Raw genomic sequence first — 14,708 nt, forward strand, 5'->3', positions numbered from 1 at the left:
TAATGAACAATGGTATGGGACACGAAAATACGCGTTATAGGAAAGGAAAGAACCATAGCACCGCAGGTGCTATAGTGCTTTTCAGCCCTTAAGCCCTGGCAAGCAACACCAGAGCCAAGGCTTATAGCTAAAGAATTAGGATTCACATCCTTCATAGATTGCGTTATGCATATCCATTTCCGGCCCATAAGTTTTATACAATTCGTCAGCTACTTGCCGATCCAGTATTTGTCGTATTTCAGGATGATCGCGATAAATTTTGTCAACTACTTCCATGCCGATTTCTGTCGCTTGCCGTTCCAATAGTCTGGCTGTGCTAAAATTGTTATATGCTCTTTCATCTCTGGCTTCTTCGCGCAGTTCTGCTTGCTTTTGTTCAATAATTGAAACTGCTTTGGCTGTCGAAACGGCTTCAATCCATTCAATCTGGCTATTTACGGTACCACAAAGGACTTTACGATTTTGATGATCGCGAATCTCAATGTGGCGCGGAGTGAATCCCAACGGACCATTTTCCTGATATTTAATGTTCCAGCTTTTATTAGCCTGAATATTTGTCACTTTTCTAACTGCATCACTAATCGTTGATGCATAGCAAACACTGAGTGTTGTTGTACAAGTAAATGGTTCATTCAAACCTTCTTCAAGATATTCCATACTGCCTGTTACACGTACCGAAAACTGACGTTTAAACACATCTTCTCTTAATGAAACACCTTTTTCATATGGGGTTGAGATAAACCGAGGGGCTTTTTTTTCAACCCATCTTTCGGAAGATTCTGAAGCGGCGGTGTTGACGTTTTGTGTGTTCATCTTAGTGCTCCTGGTTAGTGGTTAATCCATCTCTCGGTGAGTTCTTCGCGGCGAGGGCCAAGGAGCAACAGCACACGACTGCCTGCAAGGGCGGAGGCAAAAAGTTTTTGGGCACAGCCCGGAAAGTTTTTGACGGAGTTCATTTACCCTTGTAGGCAGTCGGGGGATGGTGCTACGACAAGCCCCCGCGAAAACTCATTGAGAGAGGGTCCACGGAGTCCAGATGAAGATGAACACACCCGACACGACGGAACGGCGTGGCGCCATTAACGACCTGCAGTTCCTGCAGGTCAGTGAAAGCGGCATGGCCAGAATGGCCATAGCAAGCGCCTTCCGTTGACCTTCAAGCATCGGTTGCTATCCGACAGGACAGAGACACGCCCAGGGCGCGGCTCTGCGTAAGCTGGACTGCGCTGGCGCGGACCAGCTGAAGTGCAGGCGACGAGCTGGCGCAGCCGGTGAGCCGAAGGTGCCCCAGCAGTAAACGCTATTAATCTTTAAGGTAATTAAAAATCAGAGAGTGGACTTGCAGACTGATAAATTGATGCTCAAAGGAACGGGACACGACATGACATACGATCGGAAGAGAAAGCACTATAGCACCGCAGGTGCTATAGTGCTTTTAGCCCTTAAGTCCTGGCTTTCAAATTTGAATTAATAATTCATTAATTTTGTGTATTCATCATTAAGCCATTGCTCAAGGCGCATTAATTCGGCTTTTGATGCCTTATTAGCTCTCAACCATTCAACATGCTGCTTATAGCAATCATAAGTTCTTTGATTCATCCAATAAGGTTTATTTTTACTGATTACACCAAATGTTTTTTTAATGACCTGAATTTTCATTTTTTATCTGTCATCCCATGTATTTATTTGAATTATTTAAAAGATGATATAGGGGCCACAAGACCCCTGCTGCATATCAGGCGTTTAGATTCTTTTTACGCGCCACTAACGCTTGTACAGCATCGCTAAAGCTCTGATGAATATGCTTGCCGCATGAATGGCCACGTCCTTGTAACTCAATAATTCTGCCAACGTACTTACCGTGATTTGATATATCGGTAATATTGCCACGTTCTATGTAACTTAAATTATCCGGAGGGTTGAAAAAGTCCTTAAACCGCCAGTAATTCACATACAGGAATGGAGTATAAAGTGTTGTGTTAATTGCCATAGACAGCGTATTCCCGATATTGACGATAGCTGGAATTCCCAACATTGACAGCTGCACGTAACACATTCTTGCTGCTACCACGTCGATATCGGTGCAGACTGCTAATAATTGAGTGTTGGGGTTAAACCCTGATTCAATCATATGCTTTGCAGTGGCAATCACCATTCCCCCTGCACCACATGCAGGTTCAGATAATGAGATATACGGTTTATCTTTTAATTGCTCGACCGAATCACCTATGCTCATTTTTGCCATCAGATTACTGATATTGCTCTTCCTTTTTCTGGAACTGTTCGGCATCACCGTTAATACGATGCCCGACATTTTCAAACTCAATAGAACAGACTGTTATCCAGTCTCTAAATAACTCATAACGATGCTTATAGCGTGCCGTTTCCTGAAATAATTTAATGAACGCCTTTTTGTAATCGACCATCAAATAATGCTTATTTTGAGGCCGAACTGGCGTATTTATTTCTTCCTGGGTACCGACTTCACAGGTTTCTAATGACATTGCACATCCCCTGCGTTTTTACTTGTTGCAGTTGGAGGTGTTTCTGTGCGTAATTTTTCCAGCTCATCCAACAGATCACTAAATTGCACTGTTGTCAGCAGGGGCATTTTTATAGGTAGTTTTAGGTCATAATGTTTGACAATATCTTTACCTAAGGCGACGATATCGAGGTCAATAATCATGTTGCGCTCCGTTTCAGGTTATTGATGGGTAAAGCTGGTTCTGCAATAGGGTTGCCATTTCCAGCCTAAACAGGAAAAGACAGGTACCAGCCTGTCTTTTCCACTCTGCTTAAATTGACCAACTGCACATACTCAGTTCTTCAGAAGCGATTGTTGGCCAACCATCGATAATCCAGACGGTATACACGTCCATTCCATCAGTCAGGATATTTATCTCTTCAGCATTTTTTGGAACTTCCGGAGCCGCACAACTGCCGGTACCTTTCCCATTACTCACAACATAGTTGTACAGATCCATAGCTTGATCGGTGGTTAATGGAATACACGCAAGTTCGGCTATTTGTTGTTGCTTCAGGTTCGTTTCTAAATCAAACAAAAAGCTTTTTTCATACGCCCATGCTCTCCATATCAATCGACCATTTTCACGGATTTCAAAATGTTCGCTTCCATAGCGATCGATTGACTCAACAGCTACAACGACATCTGGTTTAAGTGTTGGTTTATAGAAATTGATCAAGTTTTGAGCCTGAGTAAATATATTGACGTTTGACATATTCATTCCTTATTTCAGGGTTGCTTCGAATTAAAAAAAGAACACCTATTCCGCTTCATTGATGCCAACATCAGAAGAAAAACGGTCGATTAACCACATTTTCCAGGCTGCGTGATACATGACTTTTCCATACTGGTACATGTCATTTATGACCTGAAATTGTGCCGCTGTAGTGACCTGACCACTTGCAATCAAGTCACTGATATTTTCAGCAATATCAATTGCCCTTTCTTGCTCTGGTGTTACAAAAACACTTTCACAATGGTTTAGGCGATTGTTTGCAACCATCACCATCAGCTCACCTTCATACTCTGTCAGTTGAATAAGAATGTTAGTTTTCGCACCCCATCTTTCGGAAGATTCTGAAGCGGCGGTGTTGACGTTTTGTGTGTTCATTTTAGTGCTCCTGGTTAGTGGTTAATCCATCTCTCGGTGAGTTCTTCGCGGCGAGGGCCAAGGAGCAACAGCACACGACTGCCTGCAAGGGCGGAGGCAAAAAGTTTTTGGGCATAGCCCGGAAAGTTTTTGACGGAGTTCATTTACCCTTGTAGGCAGTCGGGGGATGGTGCTACGACAAGCCCCGCGAAAACTCATTGAGAGAGGGTCCAAGGAGTCCAGATGAAGATGAACACACCCGACACGACGGAACGGCGTGGCGCCATTAACGACCTGCAGTTCCTGCAGGTCAGTGAAAGCGGCATGGCCAGAATGGCCATAGCAAGCGCCTTCCGTTGACCTTCAAGCATCGGTTGCTATCCGACAGGACAGAGACACGCCCAGGGCGCGGCTCTGCGTAAGCTGGACTGCGCTGGCGCGGACCAGCTGAAGTGCAGGCGACGAGCTGGCGCAGCCGGTGAGCCGAAGGTACCCACAATCTTACTCTTTGCATTCTGTCACTATGACGAACCAGGGCAATAAGTAAATTATTTTCATAGCTAAAACAGAGGACTATCAATTCATAAGTGTTTCCAACTTGTGTTCAAGCTGAGTTTCACCATAATAATAACTGTATATATAAACAGTATTATAAAATTATGAAAACTGAAATTTTAAAACCAAAGATTAAGTCATCCGTTTCCTTGCCGTTGTTTATGGAGAGCTGTCCTGCAGGTTTCCCATCACCGGCACAAGACTACATTGAGCAAAGTCTGGATCTAAACGATTTCTGTATTCAGCATCCTTCTTCTACTTATTTCCTGCGAGCATCCGGGGAATCAATGATAGAAGCAGTGATCATGTCAGGCGATCTACTCATTGTTGACAAAGCTTTAACTCCCAATCACGGAGATATCGTTATAGCGGCCGTAGAGGGTGAATTTACAGTTAAACGGTTATGTATACATCCTGTCCTGTGCCTGCAACCCATGAATCCCGCTTATGGCACTATCTATATTAATGCTGATGAACTTGAAATTTTTGGTGTTGTTGTCCATGCCGTACACACACTTAGGTAATTAATCATGTATTTACTTGCTGATGTGAATTCAATGTATGCGTCGTGCCAGGAAATCTTCAGGCCGGATTTGAAAAACAAGCCCATTATTGTTCTCAGTAATAATGATGGCGCCGTAGTTGCAATGAATAAACCGGCAAAAGCGCTCAACATCAAACGAGGCACCCCTTATTTTCAGTTGAAAGCCATTATCAACCGTTACAATGTCACTTCTTTTAGTTCTAATTACGCACTATACGGCGATATGAGTGCCAGGGTTATGGCCACCCTTGAAAGTCTTGCGCCAAAAATTGATATCTACAGTATCGACGAAGCTTTTCTGCATATATCTGGCATTGATGCCTGTGAAGATTTGCATCAGTACGGTCATCGCGTCAGGGCAACTGTAAAACAAATGACAGGACTGACGTGTGGGATAGGAATAGGCCCAACCTATACACTTTCAAAGCTAGCTAATCATGCAGCAAAGAAATGGACAGCTACCAATGGCGTTGTCGTTCTCAACGTACGTGAACGACAGCGTAAATTAATGGCTCTGACTGATGTTGAAGATATATGGGGTATTGGTCGTAAACTCAGTGTAAAGTTGAAATCATTAGGAATAAACACCGCACTTCAGCTTGCTGATGCAAACATGCAGTACATTAATAAGATGTTCGGTATCGTCACAGAAAGGACGGTACGTGAGCTTAATGGCATGCCATGTATATCTATCGATATGCCCTCCTCCAAACAACAAATCATCTGTAGCCGCAGCTTTGGTGAGAAGATAACGCGCATTCAGGATATGAAGCAGGCCATCTGCCAGTACGCGGAGCGGGCGGCAGAAAAATTGCGACAAGAACATCAATATTGCCGTCATATCAGTGTCTTTATACGTAGCAGCCCATTTTCGAATGATGCTTATTACAGCAATAACGCAAATCAGGTATTGATGTTAGCCACGAACGATACCCGCGCAATTATTGCAGCGGCAATGCGCGGATTGAAGCAAATCTGGCGTGATGGCCACCGGTACCAGAAAGCGGGGATAATTTTGAATGACTTTTGCAGTCGCCTGGGCAGTTAGATTTATTTGATACATCACCGCCTCACCTGAACAGTGAACCCCTTATGCAGGTAATCGATAGTATTAATTCCACAGGCCTGGGTAAAATTTGGTTTGGCGGACAAGGAATAGCAAAGAGCTGGAAAATGAAACGCGACATGCTTTCCCCTTCCTATACAACAAACTGGAATGATATACCTCAGGCATTTCTATCCTGATCTCTTTTATTACTTCATAAGTATGAATTCATACTTATGAAGTAATATTTCTTATTTCACAATTCATATTATTGTTGCTTTACACGTTAACCTATGGAATATTAATACATAAGTTATAAGTATGATTTCATACTTATGAATTCACATGTATGAAGGATGAAATATGATTTCTGTTATTGGGTCAAATAAGGGTGGAGCATCAAAAACGACGACTGCAATAAACATTGCTATCGGATTAGCACTGAGAGGGGCTGATGTTTGCCTTGTGGATGCGGACGCACAGCGTTCCGCATCTCGTTGGTATGCAGAACGCGAGCAAGCTGGATTGTTGCCACAGATTACGCTCATTGAAAAACGTGACAATATAGCTCAGACATTACGCAGTCTGGATGAGAAATTTGGCCACGTTATAGTAGATGTAGCAGGACGTAACAGTCGCGAGCTAATAACTGGCGGTACCGTGGCACACAATATTATTGCACCTCACCAGTGCTCGCAGCTGGATTTGGATACTATTGTTGAACTGCAGCAGCAAGTTATCGCTATGCGCGACTTAAACCCTGACCTGAAGGTTTATCTCTACCAAACTATGGCAACAACAAATCCTTTATTACGTGGTACTGAACGTAATGAGTTTCTGGAGTATGTAAGGGAGTTTGAGGGGCTTACACCGCTTGATGCAGTTGGTTGTTATAGAAAGGTTTACCGTGATGTCATGTCACAAGGAATGTCTGTACTAGAAACTGAAAATGAAAAAGCTAAAGAAGAAATTTTAGCGTTACTTGATGAGGTGTTCTAATGGCCTTAAAGAAACCTAGCCAACAGGCTCCAGTGAATCGTCACACTGTCACGCCAGAAGCAGCTGAAGCATTAGCTAACCGTTTGGCAGATAAACCCTATGGCGCAGAAATTCGTAGAGACATACCTGAAAGTAAACCCGCTCCAGTGGCCGCAGCTGAAACTGTTTCACGCACAACAATCTCCCTCCCGGACTCTATGCTTATTGAAATAGAAGACCTAGCCAGAGATAACAAACGCAACGGCACAGGACCAAGAACAGTAAGCGCTATCGCCAGAGAGGCGTTCAATATGTACCTTAGAAGTATGAAATCATAAATATTAATTCATACTTCACACTTCATATGGTGAGGTAATTATGAAACAAAGATTTGACCCACTACTTATGTTGGTTTTTATAGTGGCAATATTGATAATGACTTTATTACCCGTATATGTTTATTTCTCGGACGTTATCAACTTTGGGATTTTCTTACTATTTTATGCCGGTGCTGCATTAATACTGATTACCATTTATTTACTGCAACATAAAAAACAAACCCATTAAAAAATAATATACATGATTTCATAATTCATACTTATGAAATCATATTTCATATTATTCTGAAATCTTTCATTTGATGGCAAAGAGAAAAATGAAAGTAAAACCAATAACATTCACATTTCATAAATCATATTTATGAAGTATGAAAAGGGAAGGGGATTATATGAAAAATGTAGCTGTGTGTATTGGATGTGGTTGTACAGATAACAATGCTTGTGTAGATGAATACAGGGATGTATGTTCCTGGCGAAAAGTTGACAGAGTGAAAGGGGTAGGGGTCTGCTCGTTTTGCCCCAAGGAACTGGTTAATAAATTAGATAATACAACTTCACCAGTAGATGAGCTAACAGGACTCAGAGAGGCATTGAAAGAAGATATGCTCCAGATTGAGAAAGAAAGGGTAAAAACCGGCACTAAACCAGGTGTTCGATTGCAATTTGATAAAAACAAACTGCATTGATTAATTCATAATTATGAATTATGAATTATGAATTATGGTTTCATAAATATGAATAATAATAACATAGCCGCCTAATGGCGGCTTGTTTATATAGGTGATTAAAGAAATTAAACAGAAGCATTTGCCAGGGTAGTTAAAGCATTAGGAATAGAGAAAGGACGTATCTCCTTATTCGAAAAATGAACCCTGAAGCAAAGGTGTTGAGCATAATCTCTATTTTTACGAAGTTCATAATCGACACTGAAAGCTATTATCTCCCTACCGTTAAGCCCCCATCCAGGGGAAAGGTCGCAGTAACGAGTATAGAGTTCATATAGTTCAGAAAACAACTCTCCCTCTGTAGTTGGACCAGAAGATTTAACCTCAGTACGCTTATCCATAAAATACTTCTTAGCGGCGGTAGTAGTAGAAAAATGACGCCCAGCTATGGTCAATGGCTTTGAGACACCCATATTAATCCTTAAATAATACGTATAAACATTAAGCGAGATTATCACAGGAAAGCAGTATCAGGATGAGGTTATTTATGACCAATGTCCAGGTAGATTTTATATTCAGGAATAGCTAACACATTAAATACAAAATAGGTTCGGTATTTAAAATAAAAATTTAGGTATTTCTCCAATAAACGGGATAAAACCGAGAAAAAAATTGAGCGGATAAGGTACCAATATCGAGCGAGATACATTACATATAATATGACGACCAACGGCAATAACCACCCTGTATAGTAATCTTGGTTTTATCCACAGGGCTGTGGATAGATTCAGGTGACTAAAGGTAAAACCGAAGGGAAGAGAACGGTGACAAAGAGTTAGATGATAATAGCTTAATTCCACTTTTAGCAAGGACCGAAACAGCTTCCCTCTAAAAGCAAAAAGCCCCAGTAGGGGCTTTTTTTCTGCAACTAACTAGCTTAGCGAGGGCTGTTAGTATGCATGTGGTGAAATTCTTCTTTAGCAAAGTGATTATAGGTTAATCAGCTTTACTAATCAAATATACTTTCAATTGAATATAACATTCGTTTATAATCAAATGGCTAGAGAAATAAAACCATGTGAAACCGTTTAGCTGAGTGTATTTTTTCTTTTGTGAATACATTTTAGCCCTTTGTTGGGTTAGCCCCCAAGAACCTTAACGGCAGCGTGGTGAAATTCTTCTTTAGTAAAGGTGAATAGCTTAACTGGATGGGCGGATTAGAGGAAAGGGGACAGCTTAGTAACTCACGCGCCACAGAGATGTAGGAGCGGAGGAATGATAGAGTTTATTATTGCTTTATTGACCTTAATTGTAGCTGTATTACAATTTATCAACTGGTTCCTTTGATGGGACTAGAACCAGTAAGCGGAAACGGGAGCTGGTAAAATCGAAAGATTTATAACCGTCCGAAAGGGCGGTTTTTTGTTGGTTCGGAGCGTTAAGGGTAAAGCCGAGTGCTTAAAAACTTTGGCTCAAGAGAAGAGAGTTTCGGCCATAAAGGAAGATTCCTCAGCAAATCCCGATGACTTCAGTTTATTTACTATTAAAGCAGGAAAGTTGGCCGTTCCTACACGGCGCAACCAACAATCACGAATTTCAAAATTGATTAAATTAAGTGACATTCCCTTGAAATCATTCAGGTACTTTGAATATTGGCTGTCGTAGTCTTCGCTAAAAGCATAATTACTATCTAATAAAGTAAAGAGTCCCGCCAATCTGGTAGGAGTTATCCATTGAACAAATAAATCTTTAGCATAATCTGTATTCTTCTTAGCTTTTCGTTCACGCAGTAATAAATTCATCATATTTTCAGCTTTTGGCGGTTGAGACTCAGGCGTGTTAATGTAACTTCGAAGCTTATTTTCAAGAACTCGAATATCCCAAGCTGATTTCCATATATCACTCAAGTGAACGAGCTCTTCTATTGACAGTCCAGGAATAGCAAAACAAATACCAATCACTTTTCCCATATCACGCGTTTCTTGAATCAATTTTAATGCCTGGCTTAGTTCTTTACTGCCTATATCATATTCAATTTTTAATCTTTCTTTAATATTCTTAAAATTTTTATCACCCCATACGTCTCGCGCAGGTAATTGGTTTGCGATAATAACAAGATCGTTTCTACTTAGATGAGGAGTAAATGTTCCCGTACTGTATTCACTTATCATCATCGCAGTAATGGACTGTAGTCTTTCAAGCTCATTTCGAATAAGCATGAACTGCTCCTGCAATACCAGAACATTAATAATACTGGTGTTAGTAAGATGCTTTATAGATTCGGTATTGTAGCTGTATCGAAAAGTTTGACCGGTGGGATCTATTTCTGTAATACATTTAATATATGGAGTTAGTGAGGTAATAGACTCTGAATATCGCCGGTCAATATCATGAGCATTCTGTACAAAAAAATCCCATAAGTTTTGAATATCATGCTGATTGAGAATTTTCCCAAACTGAGGGGCTTTTTCTAACGGTTGTTTACGTACCCTAGCCAGATGAGCTAAATCATTAATCTGTCCCTTTATAGTAAGTTCAACAGAATGTCTAAGGTTGAAACATATGGGATAAATTAAAGTATCCAGAGTACCACGATTATTTTTTAAATCTTCAATAAGCAACATGACACTGTCAGCATAGCCGTCAGCGTAGCTATAAATATCTGGGGCACCGTTATCTCCCACACATGCATTAAAAGATGCGCGGGCCTTATCACCACAAAATAGAGTATTCCAGTGAAAACACTCATGATTTGGCATTACTTCACCAACTGATTGAACGCTATTTGTCATAGGAAGCCATAATTAATAGTGGGAAAGATAAATTTATTCTATTGATTAAATTTTTATAAATCCATCGATTAGGTTCTTTAAGGGGGGCCGAATATGAAAAAAGAGGCACCAATATTGAATATCAATGGGTTAAATTTAAAAGTATCATATATTATGATATTTGATACAATCAAATTAACCTTAATAAAATAGTATCATAAATCGCATATTGTGTATTATGATACTCACATGTATCAAAAACGATTTATGAGACTAAAATGGCACTTTTAGGATATGCCAGGGTATCCACAAGTCATCAGAAGCTAACACTGCAGATCGAAGAACTAAGAAATGCCGGTGTCCGTGAAGATCGTATTTTTACAGATATGATGACCGGGGCTACAGATGAGCGTGAAGGTTTACAACGATTACTCGCCAGGGCGGAAAAGGATGATGTGATTATCTGCACAAAAATGGACCGTATGGGGCGGAATACTGCTGATATGATCCATATAGTAGATGCTTGCTATAAGAAGGGTATTGCCATTCGGTTCCTTGAAAACGGCCTTAGCACTGAAGGAACGATGGGTAAAATGGTTATTCAGATACTTGCTGCAGTTGCTGAGGCGGAACGAGAGAGAATACTTGAGCGCACAAATGAGGGAAGGGTAGCCGCTATGGCATCCGGTGTAAAATTTGGCAGAAAACAACATCCAAGCACTTCTCTGGCTATCACCTTGATTCAACAAGGTGAGCCATTACAGACAGTGATAAGCAAAACTAAAATATCAAGAGCTACATATTTTAGATTAAAACGAAACCGGAACAGTTAAATGCAAATCACAAGGGAGAGGTAAATTGAAACTTATAAGGAAAAAAGCACCTCGTGGCGAACATGTGATTGTAACGGCCCAGAAAACCAACCCTTAAACACAACCAGAATCACTGAAGGAAATATTACCCTAGTTAACTTTAGAGGCGAACACGCTAAGTACTGCCCACTACATAGATCTAAGAATGATAATGGATACACCGACACAGATACCTTAAGGAAGCACTCTGGAACCAAAAAATTAGATTTCCGTTCCTTTCTGCCTCGCGATAATCAAAATGCTAGAATTACAGCAACCGCTACTATTGATAATGAAATAAAAGATAAAATTCGTCGTAAACGTCTACCAGCATTAGCTCGATTATTGCTTTCGTTATTAGATTCTGCAGAACTAAATCAAATTAAATTCGAATTTCCAACTCCACACAGAACAAAAACTGACGGATTAAATTCTATCAGGGCTGTAACAGAGCAAGAACAGTTTATTCATGGACGTCATCTAAATGAAATAATATTTTTTGATCCCTGGATTCAAGGTAATCGACTCGAAGCAAGAATGCATGATCTGGAAACTGATCGGAGACCTTGGCCATCAGGAAGAGCTAAAACCTTTTATCAAATCTTAATGACAGAGAATGTTACTCAAGAAGAAGTCACATTCATTGGCCGCTATGGTGACGTTATAATTCGACCCGAAAGAAGAGTCAGAATAAATGGTGAAACGGAAGGTAATCGACCTCCATATTGGGTGATTCTAATGTATCAACGAGATGCGGCAGGTGAGGTTGTTTGCAGGGAAGCATATGCACATGCCTTTTATAATTCTATCTATCCTGTACCGGTGGATAGTGAGTTAGAAAGACAAACTATTCAATCAATAACAAAGACGGCACAGTGGCTAAAAGAACGGAATTATACCTTCACGATTACCAAACCTCTTTTTGATATAGAAGTTAATGTGAAAGAAGAAATAATCTACGTTCTCCCAGATTTTCTTTTATCTGTAGATATACCAGGCCAATTCAACAACAAGAATTTTGTTATTGAAACAATGGGATATGATAACGAGGATTATACGGAACGAAAGGCTTTTCAGCATACTGGTATGCAAACATTGGGATTATTGTTAACTGATCCCCCAAGATGGCCAGAAGAGTCTCCCTGGATAGATGCCTTCACTAAATATTTATTTGGACATGTTATTAACGCATAAGAATAGGTGATTTTATGTCTGACATACAACATTCATATAGTTCTATTGCTGCTGTTACTGAAGTAAAATTAAATCTATATGTACAAAACGTCGTTGCTGTAGATATAAAGAAAACAACATGCTGCTCAATCGGCAATGCAAAAATATCTTCCCCAAGTTCCGGTCGAAGCGTTCCAACTTGATGAGCGCTCAATATATCAAAAGCTACGGAGATCCGATCGATATATTCATCAGCTTTATCAATCCCGAAATGCAGATAACTATATTCCCATATTATTACCAGGTCTTCTTCTGCTTTTGGAGTCAACTCAATTCCCTTCATGAGAGCCTCTGTTACGAACTTTTAGCAAAAATGCATCCTTATTCCATCTGACTGGTTCACCACTACTGATACCTTCCGCTAATAGATCACGTAAAGCCTGAATCTGTGATGCAGCTTGTTTCTCACGCAATAAGCGGAGTGCATCTCGCATCACTTCGCTCTGAGTCCGATAATCGCCTGATTTTACTAGTGAATCAATAAATTCACGTAGTTCATCGCCAATATCAACTGTCATTGTACGTGCCATAATAACCTCAATTTAATGTAAGATTTATTCTTACATTAATATAATCGCATTTACTTTGTTTTTCACCTCTTATATATGGGGTTAGTATAGATATAGAGAATTATTCTACTGTAAGCCTGTTTTTTGAACAGGATACCTATGACAGCAGGATGCACTCCAGCGCTATACGCCGTTTTCCGTGGATTTTGTCTAATCGGATAACCTAAATGCGATACGATTAAGGCTATAAATTAAAATCGATAGCCAGTGGCACTAAATCAACTCATTACTGGTTGACATGGTTAAATAATGAGCTAAACGTACAATATTTTCCGTTTCCCAAACGAGGCCCCTTATTGATGTGTCACATCATTAACTGTTATGTACTTACCAGTTTGACAATCAATAGATGGATTTATTGTCTGAATAGTCAGAAATTCGGTCAGACCATTCCAATTACCTGGTGTTGGAATTGGAGTACGAGACATTAAAGCATTTCGTAAATCAGAAGATAAATAGCTTTCCATCTCTTCTTTAGTAGCTTCACTTAAATCGACAATAACTTTTATCATTTAATTTCCTTATAAATCAATATTTTTTATGTGACAAGATTATCAGAACTAATACAATAAATTCAAATATTTAAATTACTTAATTGAAATTAGAACCCCTTTATTAAAGGTCATTAAATATTGATGACATTCACTATCATCAATATAAACATCTAAAACTCCATCGTAATTAATATCAGTATATGTGCCATCATCATTTTCAACTAATAATCGGTTGTCATCAGAAATACAATAGAATGAGCAACCAAAATCAAGAGATTTTGTATATAAACCTTCACTTTTTCGACCATCAGGCATGACCCCTGCATAGTCAATATGATTAATTAAACTCATTTTACCCTTATAGATCAATTAGTTATTTAATGTAAATGTATTATATATACCTACCAGCTCAGCGTTGATACATATGGCGAAAGAAGTTTATAAACATAAATAACCACTACAACATTTAATATATTTAAAATAATAAAAAATATCTTAAGGGGTTTAGTATCCTTACAGATAAAATATCCAGTAATAGTAAAAACAAACATCGTTACAAACAATATTATTAATAAAAGCATAGATAATTCCTTTTATGTATTTTTAATAACCAAGCTTTTTAAATTCCAAAGCCAAACGCTCTAAACTTTTATCCAAGTGAATTTTATTATCATCTATTTCTTTTTTCATTAGTTCCAGATGACGCTTTAGCTCTGGATTATCACCTGATCTTTGTACAGGGAAACCATCTGGAGACGAAAGATTATTACCATCACGGCAATATTGCATCGCAATGCAAACCAAGGATGCAAGATCAAGAACCCTATGAAGCGGCAGTTCCTCTGATTGGCGTGACCATTTATCTCCTGAGTTTCGCCATACTTTAGCTGATAGATCAGTCCATCCAGCGGTATTCCATTGAGCAATACCTATCGAAAGCCCCATAGCATCAGTGTCACCAATATACGGCCCATCAATATCGTCGTAATTAGGAACTTCAAGAATTGGCTTATGTTTTAAGTTAGTTGGAATTTTCATATTACAGTCCTTT

General features: G+C 39.6%; 20 protein-coding genes and 1 pseudogene. 7 read left to right on the forward strand and 14 right to left on the reverse strand.

Annotation, left to right across the window (positions count from 1 at the left end; translation table 11 throughout):
* Nucleotides 1-135: 135 nt before the first annotated feature.
* The 7 genes from I2494_RS17950 to I2494_RS17980 all read right to left on the reverse strand — a co-directional run bounded on the left by I2494_RS17950 (nt 136) and on the right by I2494_RS17980 (nt 3,635).
* Nucleotides 136-813, reverse strand: coding sequence for a hypothetical protein (locus I2494_RS17950; RefSeq protein ID WP_218468443.1), 678 nt, complete (start codon nt 811-813; stop codon nt 136-138).
* Nucleotides 814-1,467: 654 nt separating this feature from the next.
* Nucleotides 1,468-1,659: a hypothetical protein gene (locus I2494_RS17955; protein ID WP_218468444.1), complete on the reverse strand. Its 192-nt coding sequence runs from the start codon at nt 1,657-1,659 to the stop codon at nt 1,468-1,470.
* 76 nt (nt 1,660-1,735) lie between these two features.
* The gene (locus I2494_RS17960; RefSeq protein ID WP_218468445.1) at nt 1,736-2,245 is read right to left on the reverse strand and encodes an SAM-dependent methyltransferase; all 510 of its coding nucleotides are present in this window, start codon (nt 2,243-2,245) and stop codon (nt 1,736-1,738) included.
* Nucleotides 2,246-2,249: 4 nt separating this feature from the next.
* A complete protein-coding gene (locus tag I2494_RS17965) occupies nt 2,250-2,504 on the reverse strand; it encodes a hypothetical protein (RefSeq protein WP_218468446.1) in 255 nt (84 codons plus the stop codon).
* Nucleotides 2,495-2,686: a hypothetical protein gene (locus tag I2494_RS17970; protein ID WP_218468447.1), complete on the reverse strand. Its 192-nt coding sequence runs from the start codon at nt 2,684-2,686 to the stop codon at nt 2,495-2,497. The genes I2494_RS17965 and I2494_RS17970 overlap by 10 nt, the downstream gene beginning before the upstream one ends.
* Nucleotides 2,687-2,795: 109 nt before the next feature.
* Complete coding sequence (locus I2494_RS17975; protein ID WP_218468448.1) at nt 2,796-3,239, reverse strand: hypothetical protein; 444 nt, start codon at nt 3,237-3,239, stop codon at nt 2,796-2,798.
* Between the two features lie 45 nt (nt 3,240-3,284).
* The gene (locus tag I2494_RS17980; RefSeq protein ID WP_218468449.1) at nt 3,285-3,635 is read right to left on the reverse strand and encodes a hypothetical protein; all 351 of its coding nucleotides are present in this window, start codon (nt 3,633-3,635) and stop codon (nt 3,285-3,287) included.
* A 638-nt stretch (nt 3,636-4,273) separates the two neighbouring features.
* Here I2494_RS17980 and umuD point away from each other — a divergent pair.
* The 5 genes and pseudogenes from umuD (at nt 4,274) to I2494_RS18005 (ending at nt 7,760) form a co-directional block, all read left to right on the forward strand.
* A complete protein-coding gene (gene umuD / locus I2494_RS17985) occupies nt 4,274-4,693 on the forward strand; it encodes a translesion error-prone DNA polymerase V autoproteolytic subunit (RefSeq protein WP_218468450.1) in 420 nt (139 codons plus the stop codon).
* Between the two features lie 6 nt (nt 4,694-4,699).
* Nucleotides 4,700-5,958: pseudogene (gene umuC / locus I2494_RS17990) on the forward strand (translesion error-prone DNA polymerase V subunit UmuC).
* A gap of 163 nt (nt 5,959-6,121) precedes the next feature.
* Entirely contained in the window at nt 6,122-6,757 is a 636-nt protein-coding gene (locus I2494_RS17995; protein WP_218468451.1) for an AAA family ATPase, read from the forward strand.
* 32 nt (nt 6,758-6,789) lie between these two features.
* The gene (locus tag I2494_RS18000; protein ID WP_228351003.1) at nt 6,790-7,074 is read left to right on the forward strand and encodes a CopG family transcriptional regulator; all 285 of its coding nucleotides are present in this window, start codon (nt 6,790-6,792) and stop codon (nt 7,072-7,074) included.
* A gap of 389 nt (nt 7,075-7,463) precedes the next feature.
* The gene (locus tag I2494_RS18005) at nt 7,464-7,760 is read left to right on the forward strand and encodes a hypothetical protein (RefSeq protein WP_218468453.1); all 297 of its coding nucleotides are present in this window, start codon (nt 7,464-7,466) and stop codon (nt 7,758-7,760) included.
* Nucleotides 7,761-7,867: 107 nt separating this feature from the next.
* On the opposite strand, the gene I2494_RS18010 is transcribed toward I2494_RS18005, so the two are convergent.
* Together I2494_RS18010 and I2494_RS18015 are read right to left on the reverse strand one after the other, a co-directional pair.
* Nucleotides 7,868-8,140, reverse strand: a complete 273-nt coding sequence (locus I2494_RS18010) for a hypothetical protein (RefSeq protein WP_218468454.1) — start codon at nt 8,138-8,140, stop codon at nt 7,868-7,870.
* Between the two features lie 1,071 nt (nt 8,141-9,211).
* On the reverse strand, nt 9,212-10,498 hold the full coding sequence (locus tag I2494_RS18015; protein ID WP_228351004.1) for a hypothetical protein: 1,287 nt from the start codon (nt 10,496-10,498) through the stop codon (nt 9,212-9,214).
* A 290-nt stretch (nt 10,499-10,788) separates the two neighbouring features.
* Here I2494_RS18015 and I2494_RS18020 point away from each other — a divergent pair, with 290 nt between their 5' ends.
* Entirely contained in the window at nt 10,789-11,343 is a 555-nt protein-coding gene (locus I2494_RS18020; RefSeq protein WP_218468456.1) for a recombinase family protein, read from the forward strand.
* A gap of 363 nt (nt 11,344-11,706) precedes the next feature.
* Nucleotides 11,707-12,555, forward strand: coding sequence for a hypothetical protein (locus tag I2494_RS18025; RefSeq protein WP_218468457.1), 849 nt, complete (start codon nt 11,707-11,709; stop codon nt 12,553-12,555).
* Here the strand turns inward: I2494_RS18025 and I2494_RS18030 are convergent.
* The 5 genes from I2494_RS18030 to I2494_RS18050 form a co-directional block, all read right to left on the reverse strand.
* Nucleotides 12,545-12,877, reverse strand: a complete 333-nt coding sequence (locus I2494_RS18030) for a type II toxin-antitoxin system RelE/ParE family toxin (RefSeq protein WP_218468458.1) — start codon at nt 12,875-12,877, stop codon at nt 12,545-12,547. The two genes, I2494_RS18025 and I2494_RS18030, sit on opposite strands and share 11 nt — an antisense overlap.
* Nucleotides 12,864-13,124 (reverse strand): type II toxin-antitoxin system ParD family antitoxin, encoded by a 261-nt coding sequence (locus tag I2494_RS18035; protein WP_218468459.1) that lies wholly within the window; start codon nt 13,122-13,124, stop codon nt 12,864-12,866. Before I2494_RS18035 ends, I2494_RS18030 begins: the two co-directional genes overlap by 14 nt.
* A 332-nt stretch (nt 13,125-13,456) precedes the next feature.
* Nucleotides 13,457-13,675, reverse strand: a complete 219-nt coding sequence (locus I2494_RS18040) for a hypothetical protein (protein ID WP_218468460.1) — start codon at nt 13,673-13,675, stop codon at nt 13,457-13,459.
* Nucleotides 13,676-13,750: 75 nt separating this feature from the next.
* Nucleotides 13,751-14,008: a hypothetical protein gene (locus I2494_RS18045; protein ID WP_218468461.1), complete on the reverse strand. Its 258-nt coding sequence runs from the start codon at nt 14,006-14,008 to the stop codon at nt 13,751-13,753.
* Nucleotides 14,009-14,260: 252 nt separating this feature from the next.
* Nucleotides 14,261-14,695 carry a DUF6530 family protein gene (locus I2494_RS18050; RefSeq protein WP_218468462.1) on the reverse strand — a complete coding sequence of 145 codons (435 nt, stop codon included), beginning with the start codon at nt 14,693-14,695 and terminating at the stop codon, nt 14,261-14,263.
* Nucleotides 14,696-14,708 lie beyond the last annotated feature (13 nt).

Source organism: Limnobaculum allomyrinae, assembly GCF_016649425.1.
Taxonomy (GTDB): Bacteria; Pseudomonadota; Gammaproteobacteria; order Enterobacterales; family Enterobacteriaceae; genus Limnobaculum; species Limnobaculum allomyrinae.

Excerpts from the sequence above, each read along its gene's own strand:
- I2494_RS17950 (WP_218468443.1), bottom strand. The coding sequence starts at position 813 with ATGAACACACAAAACGTCAACACCGCCGCTTCAGAATCTTCCGAAAGA.
- I2494_RS18020 (WP_218468456.1), top strand. The coding sequence starts at position 10,789 with ATGGCACTTTTAGGATATGCCAGGGTATCCACAAGTCATCAGAAGCTA.
- I2494_RS17965 (WP_218468446.1), bottom strand. The coding sequence starts at position 2,504 with ATGTCATTAGAAACCTGTGAAGTCGGTACCCAGGAAGAAATAAATACG.
- I2494_RS17955 (WP_218468444.1), bottom strand. The coding sequence starts at position 1,659 with ATGAAAATTCAGGTCATTAAAAAAACATTTGGTGTAATCAGTAAAAAT.
- I2494_RS18005 (WP_218468453.1), top strand. The coding sequence starts at position 7,464 with ATGAAAAATGTAGCTGTGTGTATTGGATGTGGTTGTACAGATAACAAT.
- I2494_RS18040 (WP_218468460.1), bottom strand. The coding sequence starts at position 13,675 with ATGATAAAAGTTATTGTCGATTTAAGTGAAGCTACTAAAGAAGAGATG.
- I2494_RS18030 (WP_218468458.1), bottom strand. The coding sequence starts at position 12,877 with ATGAAGGGAATTGAGTTGACTCCAAAAGCAGAAGAAGACCTGGTAATA.
- I2494_RS17995 (WP_218468451.1), top strand. The coding sequence starts at position 6,122 with ATGATTTCTGTTATTGGGTCAAATAAGGGTGGAGCATCAAAAACGACG.
- umuD (WP_218468450.1), top strand. The coding sequence starts at position 4,274 with ATGAAAACTGAAATTTTAAAACCAAAGATTAAGTCATCCGTTTCCTTG.
- I2494_RS18035 (WP_218468459.1), bottom strand. The coding sequence starts at position 13,124 with ATGGCACGTACAATGACAGTTGATATTGGCGATGAACTACGTGAATTT.
- I2494_RS17960 (WP_218468445.1), bottom strand. The coding sequence starts at position 2,245 with ATGGCAAAAATGAGCATAGGTGATTCGGTCGAGCAATTAAAAGATAAA.
- I2494_RS17980 (WP_218468449.1), bottom strand. The coding sequence starts at position 3,635 with ATGAACACACAAAACGTCAACACCGCCGCTTCAGAATCTTCCGAAAGA.
- I2494_RS18010 (WP_218468454.1), bottom strand. The coding sequence starts at position 8,140 with ATGGATAAGCGTACTGAGGTTAAATCTTCTGGTCCAACTACAGAGGGA.
- I2494_RS18050 (WP_218468462.1), bottom strand. The coding sequence starts at position 14,695 with ATGAAAATTCCAACTAACTTAAAACATAAGCCAATTCTTGAAGTTCCT.
- I2494_RS18045 (WP_218468461.1), bottom strand. The coding sequence starts at position 14,008 with ATGAGTTTAATTAATCATATTGACTATGCAGGGGTCATGCCTGATGGT.
- I2494_RS17970 (WP_218468447.1), bottom strand. The coding sequence starts at position 2,686 with ATGATTATTGACCTCGATATCGTCGCCTTAGGTAAAGATATTGTCAAA.
- I2494_RS17975 (WP_218468448.1), bottom strand. The coding sequence starts at position 3,239 with ATGTCAAACGTCAATATATTTACTCAGGCTCAAAACTTGATCAATTTC.
- I2494_RS18015 (WP_228351004.1), bottom strand. The coding sequence starts at position 10,498 with ATGCCAAATCATGAGTGTTTTCACTGGAATACTCTATTTTGTGGTGAT.